20 protein-coding genes and 1 pseudogene are annotated in these 23,082 nt (G+C 70.1%); 9 read left to right on the top strand and 12 right to left on the bottom strand.

The window, feature by feature from the left end; translation table 11 throughout:
* Window positions 1-4: 4 nt before the first annotated feature.
* The 5 genes from ACIODU_RS10120 to ACIODU_RS10140 all read right to left on the bottom strand — a co-directional run bounded on the left by ACIODU_RS10120 (window position 5) and on the right by ACIODU_RS10140 (window position 6,009).
* On the bottom strand, window positions 5-1,009 hold the full coding sequence (locus tag ACIODU_RS10120; RefSeq protein ID WP_161307515.1) for a sugar phosphate isomerase/epimerase: 1,005 nt from the start codon (window positions 1,007-1,009) through the stop codon (window positions 5-7).
* Between the two features lie 10 nt (window positions 1,010-1,019).
* Window positions 1,020-2,237: a Gfo/Idh/MocA family protein gene (locus tag ACIODU_RS10125; RefSeq protein WP_401766037.1), complete on the bottom strand. Its 1,218-nt coding sequence runs from the start codon at window positions 2,235-2,237 to the stop codon at window positions 1,020-1,022.
* 71 nt (window positions 2,238-2,308) lie between these two features.
* On the bottom strand, window positions 2,309-3,349 hold the full coding sequence (locus tag ACIODU_RS10130) for a substrate-binding domain-containing protein (protein WP_161307517.1): 1,041 nt from the start codon (window positions 3,347-3,349) through the stop codon (window positions 2,309-2,311).
* A gap of 57 nt (window positions 3,350-3,406) precedes the next feature.
* Window positions 3,407-4,480: an ABC transporter permease gene (locus ACIODU_RS10135; RefSeq protein WP_401766040.1), complete on the bottom strand. Its 1,074-nt coding sequence runs from the start codon at window positions 4,478-4,480 to the stop codon at window positions 3,407-3,409.
* Window positions 4,477-6,009 (bottom strand): sugar ABC transporter ATP-binding protein, encoded by a 1,533-nt coding sequence (locus ACIODU_RS10140; protein WP_356421785.1) that lies wholly within the window; start codon window positions 6,007-6,009, stop codon window positions 4,477-4,479. The genes ACIODU_RS10135 and ACIODU_RS10140 overlap by 4 nt, the downstream gene beginning before the upstream one ends.
* A gap of 157 nt (window positions 6,010-6,166) precedes the next feature.
* Between ACIODU_RS10140 and ACIODU_RS10145 the strand changes: the two genes are divergently transcribed.
* Complete coding sequence (locus ACIODU_RS10145) at window positions 6,167-6,334, top strand: hypothetical protein (RefSeq protein ID WP_401766043.1); 168 nt, start codon at window positions 6,167-6,169, stop codon at window positions 6,332-6,334.
* Window positions 6,335-6,356: 22 nt separating this feature from the next.
* On the opposite strand, the gene ACIODU_RS10150 is transcribed toward ACIODU_RS10145, so the two are convergent.
* Window positions 6,357-7,538: an ROK family transcriptional regulator gene (locus ACIODU_RS10150; RefSeq protein WP_356421788.1), complete on the bottom strand. Its 1,182-nt coding sequence runs from the start codon at window positions 7,536-7,538 to the stop codon at window positions 6,357-6,359.
* A 325-nt stretch (window positions 7,539-7,863) separates the two neighbouring features.
* Here ACIODU_RS10150 and ACIODU_RS10155 point away from each other — a divergent pair, with 325 nt between their 5' ends.
* Entirely contained in the window at window positions 7,864-8,841 is a 978-nt protein-coding gene (locus ACIODU_RS10155; RefSeq protein WP_401766047.1) for an aldo/keto reductase, read from the top strand.
* Between the two features lie 94 nt (window positions 8,842-8,935).
* Here the strand turns inward: ACIODU_RS10155 and ACIODU_RS10160 are convergent, their stop codons facing one another.
* On the bottom strand, window positions 8,936-9,217 hold the full coding sequence (locus ACIODU_RS10160) for a hypothetical protein (protein ID WP_356421794.1): 282 nt from the start codon (window positions 9,215-9,217) through the stop codon (window positions 8,936-8,938).
* Window positions 9,218-9,367: 150 nt separating this feature from the next.
* On the opposite strand from ACIODU_RS10160, the gene ACIODU_RS10165 reads away from it, so the two are divergent.
* A complete protein-coding gene (locus ACIODU_RS10165; protein ID WP_401766050.1) occupies window positions 9,368-9,949 on the top strand; it encodes a dihydrofolate reductase family protein in 582 nt (193 codons plus the stop codon).
* Between the two features lie 9 nt (window positions 9,950-9,958).
* Here ACIODU_RS10165 and ACIODU_RS10170 read toward each other — a convergent pair whose 3' ends face one another.
* The 4 genes from ACIODU_RS10170 to ACIODU_RS10185 all read right to left on the bottom strand — a co-directional run bounded on the left by ACIODU_RS10170 (window position 9,959) and on the right by ACIODU_RS10185 (window position 13,358).
* Complete coding sequence (locus ACIODU_RS10170; RefSeq protein ID WP_161307524.1) at window positions 9,959-10,648, bottom strand: GntR family transcriptional regulator; 690 nt, start codon at window positions 10,646-10,648, stop codon at window positions 9,959-9,961.
* 93 nt (window positions 10,649-10,741) lie between these two features.
* Window positions 10,742-11,689, bottom strand: coding sequence for a beta-ketoacyl-ACP synthase III (locus ACIODU_RS10175; protein WP_401766054.1), 948 nt, complete (start codon window positions 11,687-11,689; stop codon window positions 10,742-10,744).
* 153 nt (window positions 11,690-11,842) lie between these two features.
* Window positions 11,843-12,010 (bottom strand): hypothetical protein, encoded by a 168-nt coding sequence (locus tag ACIODU_RS10180; RefSeq protein WP_401766056.1) that lies wholly within the window; start codon window positions 12,008-12,010, stop codon window positions 11,843-11,845.
* Entirely contained in the window at window positions 11,973-13,358 is a 1,386-nt protein-coding gene (locus ACIODU_RS10185; protein WP_401766059.1) for an OFA family MFS transporter, read from the bottom strand. The genes ACIODU_RS10180 and ACIODU_RS10185 overlap by 38 nt, the downstream gene beginning before the upstream one ends.
* Window positions 13,359-13,561: 203 nt before the next feature.
* Between ACIODU_RS10185 and ACIODU_RS10190 the strand changes: the two genes are divergently transcribed.
* The 5 genes from ACIODU_RS10190 (at window position 13,562) to fdhD (ending at window position 20,389) form a co-directional block, all read left to right on the top strand.
* Window positions 13,562-14,533, top strand: coding sequence for a 2-dehydropantoate 2-reductase (locus ACIODU_RS10190; RefSeq protein WP_356421806.1), 972 nt, complete (start codon window positions 13,562-13,564; stop codon window positions 14,531-14,533).
* Window positions 14,534-14,664: 131 nt separating this feature from the next.
* Window positions 14,665-16,608, top strand: coding sequence for a molybdopterin-dependent oxidoreductase (locus ACIODU_RS10195; RefSeq protein WP_356421809.1), 1,944 nt, complete (start codon window positions 14,665-14,667; stop codon window positions 16,606-16,608).
* Between the two features lie 7 nt (window positions 16,609-16,615).
* A complete protein-coding gene (locus ACIODU_RS10200; protein ID WP_401766062.1) occupies window positions 16,616-18,634 on the top strand; it encodes an NAD(P)H-dependent oxidoreductase subunit E in 2,019 nt (672 codons plus the stop codon).
* Complete coding sequence (locus ACIODU_RS10205) at window positions 18,631-19,488, top strand: 2Fe-2S iron-sulfur cluster-binding protein (RefSeq protein ID WP_356421814.1); 858 nt, start codon at window positions 18,631-18,633, stop codon at window positions 19,486-19,488. Before ACIODU_RS10200 ends, ACIODU_RS10205 begins: the two co-directional genes overlap by 4 nt.
* Window positions 19,489-19,549: 61 nt before the next feature.
* Window positions 19,550-20,389, top strand: a complete 840-nt coding sequence (fdhD, locus tag ACIODU_RS10210) for a formate dehydrogenase accessory sulfurtransferase FdhD (protein WP_356421816.1) — start codon at window positions 19,550-19,552, stop codon at window positions 20,387-20,389.
* Window positions 20,390-20,545: 156 nt separating this feature from the next.
* Here fdhD and ACIODU_RS10215 read toward each other — a convergent pair.
* Window positions 20,546-20,818: pseudogene (locus ACIODU_RS10215) on the bottom strand ((2Fe-2S) ferredoxin domain-containing protein); the annotation flags it as partial.
* Window positions 20,819-21,189: 371 nt separating this feature from the next.
* Between ACIODU_RS10215 and ACIODU_RS10220 the strand changes: the two are divergent.
* Entirely contained in the window at window positions 21,190-22,989 is a 1,800-nt protein-coding gene (locus tag ACIODU_RS10220) for an AMP-dependent synthetase/ligase (RefSeq protein WP_401766732.1), read from the top strand.
* The last annotated feature ends 93 nt before the right edge of the window (window positions 22,990-23,082 follow it).

Here is a 23,082-nt window from a genome sequence, read left to right on the forward strand (position 1 = left end):
TCTCCTACTCGCCGCCGCCGAACGCCGCGTCGAAGGACGCCGTCGGCAGGTCGAAGTCGAATCGCTTGAGGTCCCTGAGGGCCTCGGGCGCGCCGGCCAGCCGGTCCATGCCCGCGTCCTCCCACTCGACCGAGATGGGGCCCTCGTACGAGATGGACCCCAGCATCCGGAAGACGTCCTCCCACGGCACGTCACCGTGGCCGGCCGACACGAAGTCCCAGCCGCGCCGCGGGTCGCCCCAGGGCAGGTGCGAGCCGAGCCGCCCGTTGCGGCCGTCGAGGCGCTTGCGCGCCTCCTTGCAGTCGACGTGGTAGATCCGGTCGCGGAAGTCGTAGAGGAACCCGACCGGGTCCAGGTCCTGCCAGACGAAATGGCTCGGGTCGAAGTTCAGCCCGAACGCGGGCCGGTGGCCGACGGCCTCCAGCGCGCGGTGCGTGGTCCAGTAGTCGTACGCGATCTCGCCCGGGTGCACCTCGTGGGCGTACCGCACCCCCTCGGCGTCGAAGACGTCGAGGATCGGGTTCCAGCGCTCCGCGAAGTCCTCGTACCCCCGCTCGATCATGGCGGGCGGCACCGGCGGGAACATCGCCAGCAGGTGCCAGATGGACGAGCCGGTGAAGCCGATGACCGTGTTGACCCCGAACGCGGCCGCGGCCCGTGCGGTGTCCTTGATCTCGGCGGCGGCGCGCTGCCTGACGCCCTCGGGCTCCCCGTCACCCCAGATGCGGGACGGCAGAATGCCCTGGTGGCGCTCGTCGATGATGCTGTCGCAGACCGCCTGGCTCACCAGGTGGTTGGAGATCGCCCAGCACTTGAGCCCGTACTTGTCGAGCAGCTGGTGCCGCCCGGCCAGGTAACCCGGGTCGGCGAGCGCCTTGTCGACCTCGAAGTGGTCACCCCAGCAGGCGAGTTCCAGGCCGTCGTACCCGAAGTCCCGGGCGAGGCGGCAGACTTCCTCCAGGGGCAGATCGGCCCACTGGCCGGTGAAGAGAGTGAACGGACGTGGCATGCGCTACCTCCTAGGCGTGCTGCTGCGGTACGGGGGTGTAGACGGCGTTCTTGGCGGCACTGTCCTCGACCGCGGCGAGCACCCGCTGCACCTGGAGCCCGTCGGCGAAGGACGGCGCCGGATCCTTCCCGGCGGCCACCGCCTCGACCAGGTCACGGGCCTGGTGCACGAACGTGTGCTCGTAGCCGAGCGCGTGGCCCGGCGGCCACCACGCCTCCAGGTACGGGTGCTCGGACTCGGTCACGAGGATCCGGCGGAAGCCGGACAAGACCGCGGGCTCGGTGTGGTCGTGGAACGACAGCTCGTTGAGCCGCTCCAGATCGAAGGCGAGCGAGCCCAGCTCACCGTTGATCTCCAGGTGGAGCGCGTTCTTGCGCCCCGCCGCCATCCGGGTCGCCTCGAAGGACGCCAGCGCCCCCGAGGCGAGCCGGCCGGTGAACAGCGCCGCGTCGTCCACGGTCACCGGACCCGTCTCGCCGCCGCCGGTGGCCGAGAGGCCGGCCGACGCCCCGGAGAGGATCGGCCGTTCCTTCACGAAGGTCTCGGCCAGCGCCGAGACCCCCACCAGCGGCTCCCCCGTCAGGAACTGCGCGAGGTCCACGATGTGCGCCCCGAGGTCGCCCAGCGCCCCGGACCCGGCGTGCTCACGCTTGAGCCGCCAGGTCAGCGGGAACGCCGGGTCGACCAGCCAGTCCTGGAGGTACGTGACCCGGACGTGCCGCAGCGTGCCGAGCCGGCCCTCGGCGATCAGTGTCCGGGCGTACGCGATCGCCGGCACCCGGCGGTAGTTGAAACCGACCATGGCCAACTGGCCCCGCTCACGCGCCGCTTGCGCGGCGCGCACCATGGCCTCCGCCTCGGCCACGGAATTGGCCAGCGGCTTCTCGCACAGGACGTGCTTCCCCGCCTCCAGCGCGGCGATGGCGATCTCCGCGTGACTGTCCCCGGGAGTGCAGATGTCGACCACCTGCACGTCGTCGCGTGCGATGAGCGCACGCCAGTCGGTCTCGGCGGCGGCCCAGCCGTGCTTGCGCGCGGCGGCCTCCACGGAGCTCGCGTCCCGGCCGCAGATCGCGGCGAGCGCGGGCCGCAGCGGCAGGTCGAACACATGTCCCGCGGTACGCCACCCCTGCGAGTGGGCGGCGCCCATGAACGCGTACCCGACCATGCCGATACCGAGCACCGGCGGTGCGCCGGCCTCCTTCTCCGACGCTTCCCTGGGGGTCATACGGAGTACTCCTCGTCTCTTTCGCTGGTGGGGGCGGCCTAAGGCCGGGGCGGGCCCGGCCCCGGGCCCGGTCAGCTGAAGCCCGTCGGCAGGTACTGGTCGACGTTCGTCTTGTCGACCACGGCCGAGAAGAGGGTCACGGACGCCGGGATCTCCAGCTCCGAGAGCCCGCCGATGCCCTTGGCCTGGCCCAGCGCGCGAGCCAGGTCGATGGCGGAGGCCGCCATCGTGGGCGGGTAGAGCACGGTCGCCTTGAGGACGCTGTTGTCGGCCTTGATCGCGTCCATCGCCGACTTGGCACCGGCGCCGCCGACCATCAGGAAGTCCTTGCGGCCCGCCTGCTGGATGGCGCGCAGCGCGCCCACGCCCTGGTCGTCGTCGTGGTTCCACAGGGCGTCGAAGCTGGACTGCGCCTGGAGCAGCTGCGCCATCTTGGCCTGGCCGGACTCGACCGTGAAGTCGGCCGCCTGGCGGGCGACCAGCTCGATGTTGGAGTAGTTCTTGAGGGCGTCCTTGAAGCCCTGGCTGCGCTGCTGCGTCAGCTCCAGGGCGTCGATCCCGGCCAGCTCGATGACCTTGGCGTTGGCCTTGCCCTTGAGCTTCTCGCCGATGTAGTTGCCGGCGCTGACGCCCATGCCGTAGTTGTCGCCGCCGATGTAGCAGCGGTACGCCTGCGGGCTGGCGAAGATGCGGTCGAGGTTGATGACCGGGATCCCGGCGCGCATCGCCTTGAGACCGACCTGGGTGAGGGCCTTGCCGTCGGCCGGCAGGATCACCAGGACGTCGACCTTCTTGTTGATCAGGGTCTCGACCTGGCCGATCTGGGCCGCGGTGTCGTTGGAGCCCTCGGTGATGTCGAGGGTCACCTCGGAGTACTTCTCGGCCCGCGACTTGGCGTTGTCGTTGATCGCGTTGAGCCAGCCGTGGTCGGCCTGGGGGCCGGCGAAGCCGATGGTGACCGGCTTGCCGGGCTTGTCGTCCGTGGCGGCCGGCTGGTTGTTGGCCGCCGGTTCCTTCTTCTCGGGCTCGTTGCTGGTGCAGGCGGTGAGGAGGGCACCCGCGGAGATCGCTGCGGTGCCGAAGAGCAGTCCTCTACGGCTGGTTTCTGGCATGGCGGTTCAACCCTTCGGACGGTGCGGGACGTTCGGGAGCGGTGACGAGACCGGAAGTCAGGACTCGCCGTTGCGCAAGGTGCGGCGCTGGACCAGTACGGCGGCGACGATGATGGCGCCCTTGGCGATCTGCTGGACATCGCTCTGGAGGTTGTTCAGGGCGAAGATGTTGGTGATCGTGGTGAAGACCAGGACCCCGAGGACGGAGCCGACGATGGTGCCGCGGCCACCGCTGAGCAGGGTGCCGCCGATGATCGCGGCGGCGATGGCGTCCAGCTCGTACAGGTTCCCGTTGGTGTTCTGGCCGGAGCCCGCCAGGATGATCAGCAGGAAGGCCGCGATACCGCAGCAGAGCCCGGAGAGCAGGTAGAGGTAGAGCCGCTGCCTGCGGACGTCGATGCCCGCCAGGCGCGCGGCCTCGGCGTTGCCGCCGACGGCGACGGTGCGACGGCCGAAGGTCGTCCTGTTGAGGACCAGCCAGCCGACGACGGTGACCGCGGCGAAGACCAGCACGAGCGGCGGGATCCCCAGGACGTACGAGTCGGGGATACCCAGGTCGAGCACCGAGTTCACGGTGACGATCTGCGTCTTGCCGTCGGTGATCTGGAGGGCGAGACCGCGGGCCGAGGCGAGCATCGCGAGGGTCGCGATGAACGGCACCATCCCGCCGTACGCGATCAGCAGTCCGTTCACCAGGCCGCAGGCGAGCCCCACCACCATCGCGGTGAAGAGGATGCCGATGAACCCGAAATCCTGGGTGGCGAGCGTGGTCGCCCACACCGAGGCCAGGGCCACGATCGCGCCGACCGAGAGGTCGATGCCCCCGCTGGTGATCACGAACGTCATGCCGACGGTGACCACACCGATGACCGACGCCTGGGTGAGGATCAGCTGGAGGTTGTTGGTGTCCAGGAACTGATCCGGCTTGGTGATGCCACCGACGACGACCAGCGCCAGGAGCACCCCGAGCAGGGAGAGGTTGCGGACGTCGAGCCGCAGCCCGGAGGAGGGCCTGCTTCCCTTAGGCTCCTGGTCCTTGACGGTGTCGGCGGCGGTCACGGTCGAGGGCGGTTGCGAGGCGGCCGCGGCATCCGGCCCGCCCTGCCGCGCCTCGGAGGCAGGCTGTTTCATGGCGTCGGGCTCCCTTCCATCACGAGGTCGAGTACACGGTGCTCGTCGAGCTCCTGGGCCGGCGCCCGGTGGACGACCTGCCCTTCGCGGAGCACCAGCACCCGGTCGGCGAGGCCCAGGACTTCGGGGACCTCACTGGAGACGAGCAGAACGGCGAGGCCGTCGTCGGCCAGCCGTCGGATCACGGCATAGAGCTCGGCGCGCGCGCCGACGTCGACCCCGCGGGTCGGTTCGTCCAGGAGCAGGACCCGGCAGCCGCGCAGCAACCAGCGGGCGAGGACCGCCTTCTGCTGGTTTCCTCCGGAGAGGGTACGGATGGGGACCTCGGGATTGTCGGGGCGCAGGGAGAGTTCCCTGACCGCCTCCCTGGCCGCGGTCCGTTCCGCCGCGTGGTCGAGCCAGCCGGCCCGCGAGAAGCGGGAGAGGGAGGAGACCGACACGTTGCGGGTGACCGACTCCAGCATCAACAGGCCCTGGGCCTTGCGCTCTTCGGGCGCGAGCCCGAGTCCGGCGCGGACGGCGGCGCGCACACTGCCGGGCCGCAGGGCGACACCGTTGACCAGCACCCGTCCGGCGGTGGGTTTGCGGGCGCCGTAGATCGTCTCCAGGATCTCGGAGCGTCCGGAGCCGACGAGCCCCGCGAGGCCGACGATCTCACCGGGCCTCAGTTCGAGGTCGACGGGGGCGAACTCCCCTTCCCTGGCGAGCCCTTCGACCCGCAGGACGGGTTCGCCGCTCGACGCGTCGACCGGGGCGGGGCGCTCGGGGAAGACGTACTCGACGTTACGGCCCGTCATCAGCGCGACGACCTCGCGCGTCGGTGTCTCCTTCGCGGGGAGGCCGACGGCGACGGTCCTGCCGTCCTTGATGACCGTGACACGGTCCCCGATGCGGCGGATCTCCTCCAGCCGGTGGGAGATGTAGACGACGGCGACCCCGTCGGCGGTGAGGGTGGAGACGATCCGGAAGAGGTTGTTGACCTCGTCGGGGTCGAGCGCCGCGGACGGCTCGTCCATCACGATGAGCCGTACCTCGTGGGAGAGGGCGCGGGCCATCGAGACGATCTGCTGCTGGGCGGCGGAGAGCGAGCCGACGGGCCGGTGCGCCTGGATCTCCGGGTGCCCGAGCCGCTTGAGCAGCGCGGTGGCCCGGGTCCTGGCCTCGCGGCCCTTGACGACGAAGCCGGCGGTGGTCGGCTCGTGCCCGAGGAAGATGTTCTCGGCGACCGACAGGCCCTCGACCAGGTCGAGTTCCTGGTAGATGGTCGCGATGCCGAGCCGCATCGCGGCGATGGGCGACTTGAGGGTGACCGCCTCGCCCTGCCAGGTGATCACACCGCCGTCGGGCTGGTGGGCCCCGGCGAGGACCTTGATGAGTGTGGACTTGCCCGCGCCGTTCTGGCCGAGCAGGCAGTGGACTTCCCCCGCCTGGACTTCCAGGTCGACGCCGTCGAGGGCCCGGACACCGGGGAACAGTTTGGTGATGCCGGACATGGTGAGCAGAACGGTTTCCGGTGGAGCTGGTGCCATGGCGTATCCCCTCGGCGGATGCGGCCGTTGCGCGGGCAGGGCGGTGCGCTGCGGGCAGCGCGGAACCGGCGTACAGGTGTGCGGTGTTGCTCGCGTACGACGCGGTGGGGGTGGTGCGCGTGATCGGTGCGGGTGCGGGTACGTGTGCCTGTGCGGTGTGCGTACGGTGCTGGTGGTGCGGGCGGTGCGGCTCGTGCACGTACGGGTGGTACGGCTCGTACAGGTGGTACGGGTGGTACGGGTGACGCGGCTCGTACAGGTGGTGCGGCTCGTACGGATGGTGCGGGTGACGCGGTGGTACTCACCGGCCTGTGGGGCCGGGTGACACGGTGGTGCCCACCGGCCCGTCAGGCCGGCGAGAACAGGTGGTCGCTGATGAGCCGGGCCGCGCCGGTGACTCCGGCGACCGGGCCCAACTCCCCCAGGACGATGGGGAGATTGCCGGTGGCCAGCGGCAACGACTGGCGGTAGACCTGGGTACGGACACTCGACAGCAGCGTGTGTCCGAGCCCGGTCACCCCGCCGCCGATCACCACGAGCCCCGGGTTGAAGAAGCTGACGAGACCGGCGATCACCTGGCCCAGCCTGTTTCCGCCCTCACGGATCAGGTCGAGCGCGGTGGGATCTCCGGCGGCGGCGGCCGCGGCGACGTCGACGGCGGTGAGCCGTCCCGCCGCGCCGAGCCGGGCGGCGAGTTCGGGCGAGCGTCCGGTACGGGCGGCGTCCTCGGCGTCACGGGCAAGCGCGGCGCCACCGAAGTGGGCCTCCAGGCATCCCTTGTTGCCGCAGGCGCAGGCGCGGCCGTCCGGTTCGACCTGGATGTGCCCGATGTCGCCGGCGCTCCCGGTCGTCCCCCGGTAGACCTCGCCACCGACCACGATGCCGCAGCCGATACCCGTACCGATCTTTATGCAGAGGAAGTCGCCCACGGAGCGTGCCACGCCCGCGTGCTGCTCCCCCATGGCCATCAGGTTCACGTCGTTGTCGACCATGACCGGGCAGCCGAGTTCCTGGCTGAGCGCCTCCCGTACCGGGAAGCCGTCCCAGCCGGGCATGATCGGCGGCGCGACGGGCACCCCCTCGGGGAAGCGGACGGGCCCCGGCACCCCGATGCCGGCTCCGTCGAACTCCTCGGCGAGACCGGAGACTTTGAGCTTGGCCGCCATGGCGAGCACCTGCTCGAAGATGGCGACGGGTCCCTCGCGGACGTCCATGGGGTGGTTGAGATGCCCCAGGACCTCCAACTCGGCGTTGGTGACGGCCACATCGATCGAGGTGGCGCCGATGTCGACGCCGAGGAAGCGCAGGGCCGGAGCGAGCCGGATGTTGTGCGAACGCCGCCCGCCCCGTGAGGCGGCGAGCCCGTCGGCGACCACCAGCCCGGTCTCCAGCAGCCGGTCGACCTCGACGGCGAGCTTGGAACGGGAGAGGTCCACCTGATCGCCCAGCTGCGCGCGGGAGTTGGGCCCACCGTCACGCAACAGCCTGAGCAGCCGCGCCTGGTGCGCGTTCGCGGGTCGTGCGGTCATACGTCTCACGCGCCCCTCCCCGCCGTGTCGGCTGTGTCCGTCGTGTCGCTGGTCCGTCGTGCTGCTTTCGAGGGGAACGTAGCAGTGGTTGCCCGCAGTGGGAAGAAGTTGAGCGGGAATCTACGCCAACTTTCTCCACACCCAGGACAAAGGTGGGAGCGGACGTCATGCCCGGCGGTCCGCCGGGGGGCCGGGCGCTGGCGCCTCGGCGCCAGCCCACCCGGGCCAACACTTGCAGAGGGCAACACTCACGCCCCACCGAGCGGAGTTAGCGTGGAAGGGAAGGCCGTAGGTCGCGGCGAAGGCAGCGGTGAACGGAACTCACATGAAGCACATCACTCTCGGAGAATTGGACGTGTCCCGGATCGGGCTCGGCTGCATGTCCATGACGGGCGTGTACACGGGCGGGGGCACGGACGACGCGGAATCGATCCGTACCATCCACCGAGCCTTGGACCTGGGCGTCACCTTGGTGGACACCGCCGAGGTGTACGGACCGTACAAGAACGAGGAACTGGTGGGCCGCGCGCTCGCGGGGCGCCGGGACCAGGTGGTTTTGGCGACGAAGTTCGGGTGGCTCTCGCACGGCTCCGATGGCCAGTACATCCGCCGGTTCGACAGCTCGCCGGCCAATATCCGCATCAGCGTCGAAGGCTCGCTCAAGCGGCTGGCCACCGACCATATCGACCTGTACTTCCAGCACCGGATGGACCCGGCGGTCCCGGTCGAGGACGTGGTGGGCACGCTGAGCGAGCTGGTCACGGAGGGCAAGATCCGGCACATCGGACTGTCGGAGTCCACACCGGAGACGATCCGGCGGGCGCAGGCGGTGCACCCGATCACAGCGCTCCAGAGCGAATACTCACTGTGGTCGCGCGAGCCGGAGAAGGAGATTCTGCCCCTGCTCAGGGAACTGGGCATCGGCTTTGTCGCCTATTCCCCGCTGGGCCGGGGATTCCTGACCGGAACCGTCCGTTCCACCAATGAAATGGACAGCGACGATTTCCGGGCGAACAATCCCCGTTTCATGGGCGACAATCTGAAACGGAACCTGAGCATTGTGGACGAGGTGGAAACAATCGCCCGAGACGTCGGAGCGACGCCGGCCCAGGTGGCGATAGCGTGGCTGCTCGCCCAGGGAAACGACATCGCCCCCATTCCCGGCACCAAGCGGGTGACCCGGGCGGAGGAAAACATAGCGGCGGACGGGATAACGCTGACACCGACGCAGCTCAAGAGTCTGTCGTCCCTGTCCCCGGCAACGGGCGACCGCTACACGAACATGCAGAACCTGACCGCGTGACGCGTCGCGGGCGGGTGTGCGCGGCACCCACCCGCGACGAGACCTCCCGCCGGGCGCCGCCGCAGCGGAGTCCGCGCCCGTCCGGGAGGCCCGGTCAGCGCCACTCCGGCGGGATGGCCGCGAGCTGCTTCAGCAGGTCCCAGCCCTGGCGCTTCTGCTTGCGCTCCTCGGACGGGCTGTGCCATGGGGCGCCGTGTCCCACCCAGTAGCCGCGGTATCCCCGCAGGCCCATGACGCTCGCATCGCCGACATCGGACTCATTGCCGCAGCAGAGGCAGATGGCCTCGGTCGGCCAGCCGCCCTCCCAGAACACCTCACCGCTGAACCCGCAAACGCGGCAAACCGTCTCTGTCTCCGGCTCTGTCTCGTTCCTCATCCTCACCACCCCACACCAAGACTTCCGGCCATTAGGCTGCGGCAATCGACCGGGACAGTGTGACCGAGGGCGTACGCGCCGTACAACGAGATAAGGCGCGTGCGACGGCCTGGTCGCGTCGCCGGCGCCGTACCACCTGGAGGACTTCCGATGCGCAGCGTGACCTACTCGATGGGCGTCTCCCTGGACGGCTACATCGTCGGGCCGGACGGCACCTTCGACTGGGCGGCGCCCGACGACGAGGTCTTTCGCTTCGTCATCGACGAGATCCGGGGAGTCGGGGTCCATCTGATGGGGCGACGGCTGTACGAGACGATGCTGTACTGGGAGACCGCCGACGAGGACCCGTCGCTCGACGCGCCCCTCCTTGAGTGGACCGCGCTCTGGAAGCCGCTCCCCAAGGTCGTCTTCTCCACCACGCTCTCGACGGTGCAGGGCAACGCCCGCCTGCTGTCCGGCGGCCTGGCGGAGGAGATCGAGCGGTTGCGGGCCGAACCGGGAGACGGCGACATCGCGATCGGCGGCGCAACCCTGGCCGCCGAGGCGGCCGCACTGGGCCTGATCGACGAATACCGGGCGAGGGTCTACCCGGTACTGGTAGGCGGCGGCACCCCGTTCTTCCCCCGCACCGAACGCCAGGTCGACCTGGAACTGGTCGAATCCCGCACGTTCAGCTCAAAGGTCGCCTACCTCCGCCACCGAGTGACGCGCCAGGCGGCTCCTGACGTGTGACCACCAGGATCAGGCGTCGTGGCGTTGGTCGGCTCGGTGGTGGTACGTGGAGCGGGTGTGTTCTGTGTGGGCCTTCATTACTTCTGTCGCGCGCTGTTCGTCGCGGGCCGCGATCGCCGCGATCAGTTCGCGGTGTTCGATCCAGGACTGCTTGCCGCGCTGGCGGGCCACCGGGGTGTAGTACCAGCGGACCCTGCGGTCCACCTGGGCCGCCAGTTCGGCCAGGACGACGTTGCCGGCCAGGGACATGACTTTGGCGTGAAACGCCGCGTTGGTGGCGACCGTCAGGTCGACGTCGTCGTCCGCCACCGACTGCTCGCCCTGGGCGCAGAGCGCCTCCAGCGCGGCGATGCCGGCCTTGCCGGAGTGGGCGGCGGCGAGGCGGGCGGCCTCCGCCTCCAGGAGCGTGCGGACCGACAGCAGCTGGTCCGCCTCCTCCTCCGTCGGCTCGTGGACGAACGCCCCCTGGGCCGGGCGCAGGTCGACCCAGCCCTCGGTGTTGAGGCGCTGGAGCGCTTCCCGTACCGGCTGGCGCGACACGCCGAGGTGACCTGCGAGTTCGCTTTCGACGAGATGCTGTCCCGGTTGGAGCGCGCGCGTAGTGATGAGTTCGAGGAGAGCCCCGTAGACACGCTCGCGCAGCGGACCCGGTCGTTCGAGCTTGGGCACGGCTCCCTGCGCCAATCTTGCGGACAACATCGCGGTCCCCCTCCTGGCCGGCAGAGTCACATGACTGTATCGATGAGATCTAGACATTGGCTATCGTCTACAGTCTACCGAGAACATCGGGGATTATGGGCAACGGATGACCTGGCCGGCATACGAAAGATTGCCGCCGAAGCCGAAAAGCAGGGCCGGAGCGCCGGACTGCACCTCTCCCCGGGCCACCAACTTGGACAAAGCCAGCGGAATCGACGCGGCCGAGGTGTTTCCCGACTCGATCACATCGCGCGCGACCACCGCGTTGATCGCGCCAATCTTCTGGGCCACCGGTTCGATGATCCGCAGATTCGCCTGGTGCAGGACCACGGCGGCCAGCTCCTCCGGCGTGACCCCGGCCCGCTCGCAGACCTGGCGGGCGATCGGCGGCAGCTGCGTGGTGGCCCAGCGGTAGACGGACTGCCCCTCCTGGGCGAAGACGGGCGGGGTGCCCTCGATCCGTACCGCGTTGCCCATCTCGGGCACCGAGCCCCAGAGCACCGGGCCGATCCCCGGCTCCTCGCCGGGCCCGGTCGCCACGACCACCGCCGCGCCCGCGCCGTCGCCGACCAGGACGCAGGTGGTGCGGTCGGTCCAGTCGGCGACGGCGGCCATCTTGTCCGCGCCGATGACCAGCACCCGGGACGCGGAGCCCGCCCGTACGCTGTGGTCGGCCAGGGCCAGGGCATGGGTGAACCCGGCGCAGACGACGTTGAGGTCCATGACGGCGGGCGAGCCCATGCCGAGCCGGGCCGCGACCCGGGCCGCCGTGTTGGGCGACCGGTCGATCGCGGTGGACGTGGCGACCAGCACCATGTCGATGTCCGCCGGGGTGAGGCCGGCCGCGGCGAGCGCCTTGGCGCCCGCGTGCGCGGCCAGCTCGTCGACCGGTTCGTCCTCGCCCGCGACATGCCGCGTCCTGATGCCGACCCGGCTGGTGATCCAGGCGTCGCTGGTGTCGACCAGGGCCGCCAGGTCGTCGTTGGTGAGCACCTTGGCGGGCTGATAGTGCCCGAGCGCGGCGATACGAGTGCCGGTCATGCCCGGGACCCCCTCTGCTGTCGACGTCAGGAGTCCTCAAGTCTCGTCAGCGACTCACCCGTACGGGTACAGGCGAACCAACAGGATTCACCGTCTCCGCTTGGAGACTTCGGATCATCCTCGGAATAGTTCCCGATCCACTCGGTGAACCATTCACCCGGTGAACAACTGGGCGGCCTTGAGGACCAGCTCGTACACACCGTAAGCCAGAGGAATCCCCACCCAGAGCCAGGCGAAGGCGATCAAGCCGGTACGGCGTGGCTCCGCGCCGCCGAGGTCGGGCTCAGGCGCTCCGCCGCTGCTCGCTGGTGACGTGGTCATCGGATGCCTCCCTGGGGGCCGGAATGTGGTGGCGCGGATGGACGGGCCTGATGAGTTCGTTGGCCACGAAGCCGACGGCGAGCAGGCCGATCATGATGGTGAGCGAGACCCCGTACAGCCCGGAACCGCTCTTGCCGGCCTTCTCCTGGCTGTCCGCGACCCAGTTCACGATGAGCGGGCCGAGGACGCCGGCGGTGGACCAGGCGGTGAGCAGCCGGCCGTGGATGGCGCCGACCTGGTAGGTGCCGAAGAGGTCCTTGAGGTACGCGGGCGCGGTGGCGAAGCCGCCTCCGTAGAAGGACAGGATGACCAGCGCGCAGACGACGAAGAGCGGCTTGGAGGAGTCGCCGAACCGGGCGATCAGGAGATACATCACGGCGCCCACGCCGAGGTAGACGCGGTAGACGTTCTTGCGGCCGAGCACGTCCGAGGCGGAGGACCAGCCGATGCGGCCCGCCATGTTCGCGGCGGAGAGCAGCGCGACGAAGCCGGCGGACGCCGAGACGGAGACCGGGGTGCTCGTCCCGGCGAAGAAGTCGGTGATCATCGGGGCGGCCTTCTCCAGGATCCCGATGCCGGCCGTGACGTTCATGCAGAGCACCACCCACAGGCACCAGAACTGCGGGGTCCGTACGGCGGACTTCGCGGAGACCTGCGCGGTGGAGACCGGGCCCACGGAGGCGGGCGATCCGGCCGGGGCCGCTCCGGCGCCGTCGGACGCGGCCGGCTCCGGCTGCCGGTATCCCGGCGGCGGTACGCGGATCAGCAGGACGCCCAGCGTCATGAACGCCGCGTACACGAGACCGTGCACGAGGAACGCGTACGCGATGCCCTCGCTGTCCGCGCCGAACGATTCCAGCATCTGCGCGGACCAGGGCGAGGCGATCAGCGCGCCGCCGCCGAATCCCATGATCGCGATGCCGGTGGCCATGCCGGGCCGGTCGGGGAACCACCTGATGAGCGTCGAGACAGGCGATATATACCCGATACCGAGTCCGACGCCGCCGACGAAGCCGTATCCGAAGACGATCAGCCAGTACTGCTCGGTGGCCGCGCCGAGCGCGGCGAGCAGGAAGCCCGAGGAGAAGCAGCTCAGGGCCACGGTCATGGCCCAGCGCGGCCCGTTGCGCTCGACCAGCGTGCCGCCGAAGGCGGCCGACAGGCCGAGCATGACGATGCCCAGCTGGAAGGGGAGCGCGCTCTGCGTGCCGGAGAGGCCCAGCGCGGACTCGAGTGGGGGTTTGAAGACGCTCCAGGCGTAGGCCTGGCCGATCGAGAGGTGCACCGACAGCGCCGCCGGCGGTACCAGCCAGCGACTCCAGCCGGGGGGTGCGAGAGGTGGGGTCATGGTCGCGAACTCTAAGAACCGCCCGACCTGTTGGGAAGATCGGCGCCGGGGTTCGCCCAAGATCCACGCAGGAGTTTGCCTACTGCATACCGGAAGGGAGCCTTGTGGCCCAGAACTCCATACTGTAGACAATATATCGTCGACACGAAAGTAAGTGTGACCCTTCCCTCGGTCCCCCCTCAAACCGAACGGAGAGCCCCACAGTGAAAGTCGCAGTTGTCGGAGCCGGCGCGATCGGCGCCTACGTGGGAGCCGCGCTCGATCGAGCCGGCGCCGAAGTTCATCTCATCGCCCGTGGACCGCATCTCGCGGCCATGAGGCAGGACGGAGTCAGGGTGTTGAGCCCGCGCGGGGACTGGACCGCCCGGGTGCATGCCACCGACCGACCGGAGGACATCGGTCCGGTCGACTATGTGTTCCTGGGGCTCAAGGCGAACTCCTACGCGGCGTGCGGGCCGCTGGTGACGCCTCTGCTCCATGACGGTACGGCGGTCATCGCCGCCCAGAACGGGATCCCCTGGTGGTACTTCCACGGGCACGGGGGTCCGCACGACGGCACACGGATCGAGAGCGTCGACCCCGGCGGCTCGGTCAGCGCGGTACTGCCACCCGAACGTGCGATCGGGTGCGTGGTCTACGCCGCCACGGAGCTGGAAGGGCCCGGGATCGTCCGGCACCTCGAAGGCACCCGCTTCTCCATCGGGGAGCCGGACCGCTCGGTGTCGAAACGCTGTCTCGAATTCAGCGAGGCGATGCAGGCGGGCGGACTCAAATGCCCCGTCGAGCCCGAGTTGCGCGACGACATCTGGATCAAGCTCCTCGGAAACATCTCGTTCAACCCCATCAGTGCGCTGACCCGCGCCACCATGCGGGAGATGTGCCTGCACCGCAGCACACGCCAGGTCATCGAAATGATGATGGCCGAAACCCTGAGCGTCGCTGAGGCATTGGGCTGCCACCCCGACATTTCCATCGAGCGGAGGCTGGCCGGCGCGGAACGCGTCGGTGACCACCGGACGTCGACCCTCCAGGATCTGGAGAAGGGCAAACCGCTCGAACTCGACGTCCTGCTCGCCGCCGTCGTGGAACTCGCCGAGATCACCGGCGTTCCGGTGCCCACCCTCCGTACGGTGGACGCCATTTCGGATCTGCTGGCCCAGGGCGCGGCTGCCTGATCCACTCCGGCCGACGGCCGCGCACAGCCATTCATGGCCAGTTCTGTCCGTGGGGTTCCCTTTACCTACGCGACTACAGAATACTGTATGCAATGGGCGCGGCCGTCGGTCACCACTCAGAGGAGCGCAGCGTGAAGAAGCGAGAGCGCACACCGAAAACCTATGCCCGCATCACCCATCCTCTGGTGCGGGACGAGAAGGGCGGACCCCTCCGCCGTGCGGGCTGGGACGAGGCACTGGACCGGGCGGCCGCGGGCCTGGGCGCCGCGCGCGGCTCCTTCGGCATGCTCTCCTGCGCCCGGGCCACCAACGAGATGAACTATGTCGCCCAGAAGTTCACCCGCGTGGTGATGGGCACCAACAACGTGGACTCCTGCAACCGGACGTGTCACGCGCCCAGTGTGGCCGGGCTGTCCGCGGTCTTCGGCTCCGGTGGCGGCACCTCGTCGTACGGCGAGGTCGACCACACCGACCTGATCCTGATGTGGGGCTCCAACGCCCGCTTCGCGCACCCCATCTTCTTCCAGCACGTGCTCCGGGGCATCAGGAACGGCGCGCGCATGTACGCCGTCGACCCCCGCCGCACCTCCACCGCCGAGTGGGCCGAGAGCTGGCTCGGGCTGAACGTCGGCACGGACATCCCGCTGGCCCACGCGGTCGGCCGCGAGATCATCCACGCGGGCCTGCACAACACGTCGTTCATCGAGCGCGCGACCACCGGTTTCGAGGAGTACGCGGCCGAGGTCGAGCCCTGGACGCTCGCGGTGGCGGAGAAGGTCACCGGTGTGCCGGCCGAGGCGATCCGCGACCTCGCCCACGCCTACGCCCGCGCCGAACGGGCCCAGTTGTGCTGGACGCTCGGCATCACCGAGCACCACAACGGCACGGACAACGTCCGGGCGCTGATCAACCTGTCGCTGCTCACCGGGCACGTCGGACGCTACGGCTCCGGGGTGCAGCCGCTGCGCGGCCAGAACAACGTGCAGGGCGGTGGTGACATGGGGGCCATCCCCAACCGGCTGCCCGGCTTCCAGGACATCCTGGAGCCCGACGTCAGGACCAAGTTCGAGAGCGCCTGGAACACCGTCATCCAGCCCGAGTACGGCATGACGCTCACCCAGATGTTCGAGGCGATGGAGACGGGTGACCTCAAGGCCGTCTACTGCATCGGCGAGAACCCGGCCCAGTCCGAGGCCGACAGCGAGCAGGCCGTCGAGCGCATGAAGAAGCTCGACTGCCTGGTGGTGCAGGACATCTTCCTCACCGCGACCGCCGAGCTGGCCGACGTGGTCCTGCCCGCCACCGCCGCGTGGGCGGAGACGGACGGCACCACGACCAACAGCGAACGCCGGGTCCAGCGGGTCCGCAAGGCCGTCGAACCGCCGGGCGAGGCGCGCGAGGACATCGACATCATCTGCGACCTGGCGGGGCGGCTCGGACACCCCTGGAAGTACGCGGACGCCGAATCGGTGTGGAACGAGCTGCGGTCGGTGTCACCCGACCACTACGGCATGACGTACGAGCGGCTCGCGGAGCACCAGGGCATCCAGTGGCCCTGCCCCGACACCGACAAGATCGAGCCGACCTATCTGCACGGCCGCCTCTGGGACGAGGACCCCGCCAGGCGCGGCCGGCTCGCGCCCTTCGGCATCGTCAAGCACGACCCCCCGGTCGATCTGACGGACGATCAGTACCCGATCAGGCTGACCACGGGCCGGCGGCTCGACTCGTACAACACCGGTGTGCAGACGGGGAGTTTCGCCTCCCCGCTGCGCCGGGGCGAGTACGTGGAGCTGTGCCCCGAGGACGCCGAGCGGTACGGGGTGTCGGTCGGCGAGGAGGTACGGATCTCGTCGCGGCGCGGCACGGTCCAGGCGCCGGTCTGGGTGGATCCCGGGCTGCGCCCCGGACTTGCCTTCATGACGATGCACTTCCCGGACGAGGTGGACACCAACCAGCTGACCATCGAGGCGAATTGCCCGATCGCCGGGACCGCGGAGTTCAAGGCGTCCGCGATCCGCATCGAGAAGCTGCCCGTGTCCGGGCTCGTGTCCGCACCGGCCGTGAGGAGCTGAAGGATCAGTGGATCTGCACTTCGGTGACAGCAAACCCACCGACGAGGAACGCGCGGCGGTCGACTCCCTGCTCGGCCTGCCCACCTCGGCCTGGGAGGGCGCGGAGGACCGTACCGACTCGGACCTGCGCTGGGCGCGGGGCGGCCGTGAGGCGCGCGAGCGGCGGGACCTGCTGCTCCCGGGGCTGCACGCGATCAACGACCGGATCGGCTGGATCAGCGAGGGCGCCCTCGACTACCTGTGCCGGCGGCTGACGGTGCCACCGGCGGAGGCGTACGGCGTCGCCACGTTCTACGCGATGTTCGCCGTCAAGCCGCGCCCGGCGAAGGTGCTGCACGTCTGTACGGACCTGGCCTGCGCGAGCAAGGGCTCGGCGGCCCTCTGCGCCGGCCTGGAGGAACGCCTGGGAGCGGCCGGTTCGGCGGCGGGCGGTCTCGTCTGGCAGCCGAGCCCCTGTCTGGGGTTGTGCGAACGCGCCCCCGCCGCGCTGGTCATCCAGGCGGGCGTCCCGTCCGACGAGGGCTCCGTGCCCCTCCCCCTGGCGGACAACGGCGTCACCGAGAAGGTCCAGCTCGGCGGCGCGCGGCCGTCCTGGCCGGCGGGCGCGAACCCGGCGGGCCAGGCTCGTACGAACCCGGCGGCCCCAGCCCGTACCGGAAACGGTGTCTCCCCCGAACCGGCCGCCCGCCGCTACGCCACCGCCGTCATCGCCCCCGCCACCGCCGAGGCCCTCGTCCTCGCGGCGGCCGAGCCTGCGGCGGCCCCGGCGGAGCCCGCCGCCTCCCTCGCCGTACCGCAGGCCGGACAGCCGGGCCTGTCGCTGCTCGCCCGCGTCGGCGTCGTCGACCCGTACAGCCTCGACGACTACCGGGCGCACGACGGCTACCGCGCCCTGCGCCGCGCCTTCGACCTCGGCCCCGCCGGAGTCATCCGGGAGGTCACGGACGCCGGTCTGGTGGGACGCGGCGGCGCCGCGTTCCCCACCGGCCGCAAGTGGCAGGCCACCGCCTCGCAGCCGGTGCGGCAGCACTACCTGGTCTGCAACGCCGACGAATCCGAGCCGGGCACCTTCAAGGACCGCGTGGTCATGGAGGGTGATCCTTACGCGCTGATCGAGTCGATGACGATCGCCGGGTACGCGGTCGGCGCCGACCGGGGCTACCTCTACCTGCGCGGCGAGTACCCCCGCGCCCTGCGGCTGCTCCAGAACGCCATCGACCAGGCGCGCGCCCGCGGTCTCCTCGGGGACGACATCCTCGGTCAGGGGTACGCCTTCGACATCGAGATCCGGCGCGGCGCCGGGGCGTACATCTGCGGGGAGGAGACCGCGCTGTTCAACTCCATCGAGGGCTATCGCGGCGAGCCGCGGTCCAAGCCGCCGTTCCCGGTGGAGAGCGGTCTGTTCGGCAAGCCGACGGCCGAGAACAACGTCGAGACACTGATCAACGTGCTGCCCATCCTGAACCGGGGAGCCGCCGCGTACGCCGCGATCGGCACCGGCCAGTCGACCGGGCCCAAGCTGTTCTGCGTCTCGGGGAACGTCGGGAAGCCCGGCATCTACGAGCTGCCGTTCGGCGCCACCCTGGGCGAGCTGCTGGAGCTGGCACACGCGCCGGACAACATGCGGGCCATCCTGCTGGGCGGCGCGGCGGGCGGCTTCGTCCGGCCCGACGAGCTGGACATCCCGCTCACCTTCGAAGGGACCAGGGCGGCCGGTACGACCCTGGGATCCGGGGTGGTGCTGGTCCTGGACGACACCGTTCCGCTGCCCAAGATGCTGGTACGGATCGCGGAGTTCTTCCGGGACGAGTCGTGCGGGCAGTGTGTGCCCTGCCGGGTCGGCACCGTACGGCAGGAGGAGGCGCTGCACCGGATCGTGGACCGTACCGGCGCGGACGCCGCGCAGGACATCGCGCTGCTGCGCGAGGTGGGCGCGGCCATGAAGGACGCCTCGATCTGCGGTCTCGGGCAGACCGCCTGGAGTGCCGTCGAATCAGCCATCGACCGACTGGGGGCCTACAAGTGACCGTCATCCCACTGCAACTCCCGCGACGGCTGCTCGAATTCACCCTCGACGGCCAGGAGACGCGGGTGCCGGAGGGCTCCACGATCCTCGACGCCTGCCGGGCGGCGGGGAAGGACATCCCGACGCTCTGCGAGGGCGACACCCTCACCCCGAAGAACGCCTGCCGGGTGTGTGTGGTCGAGGTCGAGGGCGCACGCGTGCTCGCGCCGGCCTGCTCGCGCAAGGCCGAGGCGGGCATGACCGTCCTCACGGACAGCCCCCGGGCCCGGCACAGCCGGAAGATCGTCCTGGAACTCCTCGCCTCGTCCACGGACCTCTCGACCACCCCGAGGGCCGCCGAGTGGATCAAGGAGTACAAGGCGAAGCCGGAGCGCTTTGGTCCCGACGCGGCTCGGCTGGACGAGGAACCGAAGATCGACAACGATCTCTACGTACGCGACTACGACAAGTGCATCCAGTGCTACAAGTGTGTCGACGCGTGTGGTGAGCAGTGGCAGAACTCGTTCGCGATCTCGGTGGCGGGCCGTGGCTTCGACGCCCGTATCTCCACCGAGCACGACGCACCGCTCACCGACTCGGCCTGTGTCTACTGCGGCAACTGCATCGAGGTCTGCCCGACCGGGGCGCTCAGCTTCAAGTCGGAGTTCGACATGCGGGAGGCCGGGACGTGGAACGAGGAGATCCAGACGGAGACCACCACGATCTGCGCGTACTGCGGTGTCGGCTGCAATCTGACACTGCACGTACAGGAGAATGAGATCGTGAAGGTCACGTCTCCGCACGACAACCCCGTGACGCACGGGAACCTCTGCATCAAGGGCCGTTTCGGCTTCCAGCACGTACAGGAACGCTGACCGGGCGCTTCCGGGCCGGCCGACGAGCACCAGCACACCGATACGAGTAGGACTGATCATCATGGGACGGGTCACCGAGCGCCGCCGCACCATCCGTATCCGGGACGGAGTCGTCACGACCCGCCCGGACACCCTGGTGGCCGAGGAGCCGCTGGAGATCCGGCTGAACGGCAGATCCCTCGCCATCACGATGCGCACCCCGGGCGACGACTTCGCCCTCGCGGCGGGCTTCCTGGTGAGCGAGGGGGTGCTGGCGGCCGCCTCCGACGTGCAGTCGATCGTGTACTGCGCGGGGGCGAAGGACGACGGGTCGAACACGTACAACGTGGTCGACGTCCGGCTCGCGCCCGGTGTCCCGGTCCCCGACATCACGCTGGAGCGCAACGTCTACACCACTTCGTCGTGCGGGCTGTGCGGCAAGGCGAGTCTCGACGCCGTACGGACCACGGCCCGGTTCACGATCGACGACACTCCCCCGGTCCGGCTGGAGCCCACCCTGCTCGCCGGCCTCCCCGACCGGTTGCGGGCGGCTCAGGAGGTCTTCGACCGGACCGGGGGCCTGCACGCGGCGGCGCTCTTCAGCGAGCACGGGGAGCTGCTGGACATCCGGGAGGACGTCGGCCGGCACAACGCGGTGGACAAGCTGATCGGCCGCGCGCTGCGGCAGGATCTGCTGCCGCTGTCCCGGTCGATCCTGCTGGTCTCCAGCCGGGCCTCCTTCGAACTGGCCCAGAAGGCCGTGATGGCGGGCATTCCGGTGCTCGCGGCGGTGTCGGCGCCGTCCTCGCTCGCCGTCGATCTGGCCATGGAGACGGGGCTGACGCTGGTCGGCTTCCTCCGTGGCCCCTCCATGAACGTGTACGCGGGCGATGAGCGCATCGCCCTGCACACTGGGGTGTGACGATCCCCGCTGCACGGGAACAGGGCCCGGCCGGCGGGGAGCGCCCCCTGCGTCGGCCGGGTACCTCCGGCAGCCACACACCCATCCGCCCGGCGGTGGGCGGGCCTGAGCCCGCCGTCGCCTGATCCGCTTGTGTTCTCCGGGGTACGTCCCCGGTCACCGCCCCCGTCGGCGCCTCGCGTCCGACGGGGGCGGAATCATGTGCAGTTCCAGGGTGGCGGGCGGCTCGGCCACGCCGGGGCCGCCGGCCCGGGTCCAGGCCAGCAGGTCGTCCGTACCGTCGTCGTCCAGCACCCAGCCGACCCAGGTGGCGCGGGCCCCCGCGCGCCGGCCCTCGGCGGAGGGCCGGACCACGACGACGTTCGCCTGTCCGCACGGGCCGAGACAGTCGGTCGTACACCGGCCCGACGAGCGTGAGGCCGCGGAGCGGCTGGGTGTGCCGGCTCCCGGCGTGGACGAATGGGTCAGTGTCCGCGTGGAGGGAGGGGACGGAAGGGAGAGAGGGGACGGCGGGGGAGACGGTACGGACGAGGCGTGACCCGCCCGGCACCGGCGGTAGAGCGGGCGTGAGTGTGGCGTACGGATTCGGTGGAGATTGTGGCGCCCGTTACTTACTCTTCGGTCAGAAGCGCGTACGGACCCTGCCGCGCCGGCCCGGTCCCCCGCCCTGACCTGTGGCGATACGAGTTCGCTCCGGTTATGTGCACGCTCTCCCGCCCGACTCCGCCGTGGGGTACCGTCACCGGCGCTGTGCGGAGCGTCCAAGGAGCAGGTCATTGCGCGAATTCACCGTTCCTCCCCTGGCGGCCGCGCCCCACGTAGGTGGGCTCGCGGACGCCGTGTTCGAGCATGCCCGCGACGACCCGCACCGGGTCGCCCTCGGCCGCAAGGACGAGGAGGGCCGGTGGGGGGACGTGACCGCCGCCGTCTTCCGTGACGAGGTGCTGGCCCTGGCCAAGGGGCTGCTCGCGCAAGGGGTACGGTTCGGCGACCGGATCGCCCTGATGTGCCGTACGCGCTACGAGTGGACGCTCTTCGACTTCGCCCTCTGGTCCGTCGGCGCGCAATCCGTACCGATCTACCCGACGTCGTCGGCCGAACAGGTCCACTGGATGCTCCACGACGCCGAGGTCACGGCGTGCATGGTCGAGCACGAGGACCACGCGATGACCGTCGGTTCCGTGATCGACCAGTTGCCCCGCCTCAAGCGGCTGTGGCAGCTGGACGCCGGGGCGGTGGACGAACTGTTCGCGGCGGGCGCGGCCATCGAGGACGAGGTCGTGCACCGGCACCGCAAGGCGGTCACGCCGGACTCCGTGGCCACGGTCATCTACACCTCCGGCACCACGGGCCGGCCCAAGGGCTGTGTGCTGACCCACGCCCACTTCATGTACGAGACCGACACGGTGATCAGCCGGTGGGAGCCGGTGTTCCACTCCCGGCGCGGCGACGAGGCGTCCACGCTGCTGTTCCTGCCGCTCGCGCACGTCTTCGGGCGGATGGTCGAGATCGCGGCGATCCGGGGGCGCGTGAAGCTCGGCCACCAGCCGGAGCTGCGGGCGAGCGCGCTCCTGCCCGATCTCGCCGCGTTCCGCCCGACGTTCGTCCTGGCCGTGCCGTACGTCTTCGAGAAGGTCTACCACGCGGCCCGCCGCAAGGCGGAGTCGGAGGGGAAGGCGGGGCCCTTCGACAAGGCGGTCGAGGTGGCGGTACGGCACGCGGAGGCAAGGGAACACCGGGCGTTCGGGATCGGACCCGGGCCGTCCGCCGCGCTGCGCGTCCAGCACCAGTTCTTCGAGAAGGCCGTCTACAGCAAGGTGCGGGAGGCGATGGGCGGGCGGGTGCGGCACGCGTTCTCCGGCGGCTCCGCGATGGACCGCCGGCTCGGCCTCTTCTTCGAGGGCGCGGGCGTCACGATCTACGAGGGGTACGGACTCACCGAGTCGTGCGCGGCGGCCACCGTCAACCCGCCGGAGCGCACCCGCTTCGGCACGGTCGGGCAGCCGATCCCCGGCACCACGGTCCACATCGCCGAGGACGGCGAGATATGGCTGCGCGGCGGCCTGCTCTTCTCCGGCTACCTCAACGACAGCCGGGCGACCGACGCGGTCCTGCGCGACGGCTGGCTCGCCACCGGTGACCTGGGGTCGCTGGACGAGGACGGCTACCTCACCATCACCGGCCGCAAGAAGGAGATCCTGGTCACGTCGGGCGGCAAGAGCGTGTCGCCCGGGGCGCTGGAGGAACGGGTCCGGGCGCACCCGCTGGTCGCGCAGTGCATCGTGGTCGGCAACAACCGTCCGTACATCGCCGCCCTGGTCACCGTCGACCAGGAGGCGGTGGAGCACTGGCTGACCATGCGGGGCAAACCGCCCCTCAAGGACCGGGAGCTGGTGCGCGACAGGGACCTGGAACTGGAGATCCGGCGGGCGGTGGTGGCCGCCAACACGGCGGTGTCGCAGGCGGAGTCGATCCGTACGTTCCGTATCCTGGCGCATCCGTTCAGCGAGGAGCGGGGGTTGCTGACCCCGTCCCTCAAGCTCAAGCGGAAGGCCATCGAGACGGCGTACGCGACGGAGGTCGAGGCCCTCTACAAGTAGCCCGCGCGAGGGGTGCGCGGCCGGTGGCGCCCACGGTGGGTGACGCGCCGGGAATCTGTCCGCCCCGGCGATCGTTGAACGGCCGAGAACCCA

Source organism: Streptomyces sp. NPDC088261, from assembly GCF_044740805.1.
GTDB lineage: Bacteria > Actinomycetota > Actinomycetes > Streptomycetales > Streptomycetaceae > Streptomyces.

Coding starts and splice junctions, on each gene's coding strand:
- ACIODU_RS10120 (WP_161307515.1), bottom strand. CDS start 1,009: ATGCCACGTCCGTTCACTCTCTTCACCGGCCAGTGGGCCGATCTGCCC.
- ACIODU_RS10125 (WP_401766037.1), bottom strand. CDS start 2,237: ATGACCCCCAGGGAAGCGTCGGAGAAGGAGGCCGGCGCACCGCCGGTG.
- ACIODU_RS10130 (WP_161307517.1), bottom strand. CDS start 3,349: ATGCCAGAAACCAGCCGTAGAGGACTGCTCTTCGGCACCGCAGCGATC.
- ACIODU_RS10135 (WP_401766040.1), bottom strand. CDS start 4,480: ATGAAACAGCCTGCCTCCGAGGCGCGGCAGGGCGGGCCGGATGCCGCG.
- ACIODU_RS10140 (WP_356421785.1), bottom strand. CDS start 6,009: ATGGCACCAGCTCCACCGGAAACCGTTCTGCTCACCATGTCCGGCATC.
- ACIODU_RS10150 (WP_356421788.1), bottom strand. CDS start 7,538: ATGACCGCACGACCCGCGAACGCGCACCAGGCGCGGCTGCTCAGGCTG.
- ACIODU_RS10155 (WP_401766047.1), top strand. CDS start 7,864: ATGAAGCACATCACTCTCGGAGAATTGGACGTGTCCCGGATCGGGCTC.
- ACIODU_RS10160 (WP_356421794.1), bottom strand. CDS start 9,217: ATGAGGAACGAGACAGAGCCGGAGACAGAGACGGTTTGCCGCGTTTGC.
- ACIODU_RS10165 (WP_401766050.1), top strand. CDS start 9,368: ATGCGCAGCGTGACCTACTCGATGGGCGTCTCCCTGGACGGCTACATC.
- ACIODU_RS10170 (WP_161307524.1), bottom strand. CDS start 10,648: ATGTTGTCCGCAAGATTGGCGCAGGGAGCCGTGCCCAAGCTCGAACGA.
- ACIODU_RS10175 (WP_401766054.1), bottom strand. CDS start 11,689: ATGACCGGCACTCGTATCGCCGCGCTCGGGCACTATCAGCCCGCCAAG.
- ACIODU_RS10180 (WP_401766056.1), bottom strand. CDS start 12,010: ATGACCACGTCACCAGCGAGCAGCGGCGGAGCGCCTGAGCCCGACCTC.
- ACIODU_RS10185 (WP_401766059.1), bottom strand. CDS start 13,358: ATGACCCCACCTCTCGCACCCCCCGGCTGGAGTCGCTGGCTGGTACCG.
- fdhD (WP_356421816.1), top strand. CDS start 19,550: ATGGGACGGGTCACCGAGCGCCGCCGCACCATCCGTATCCGGGACGGA.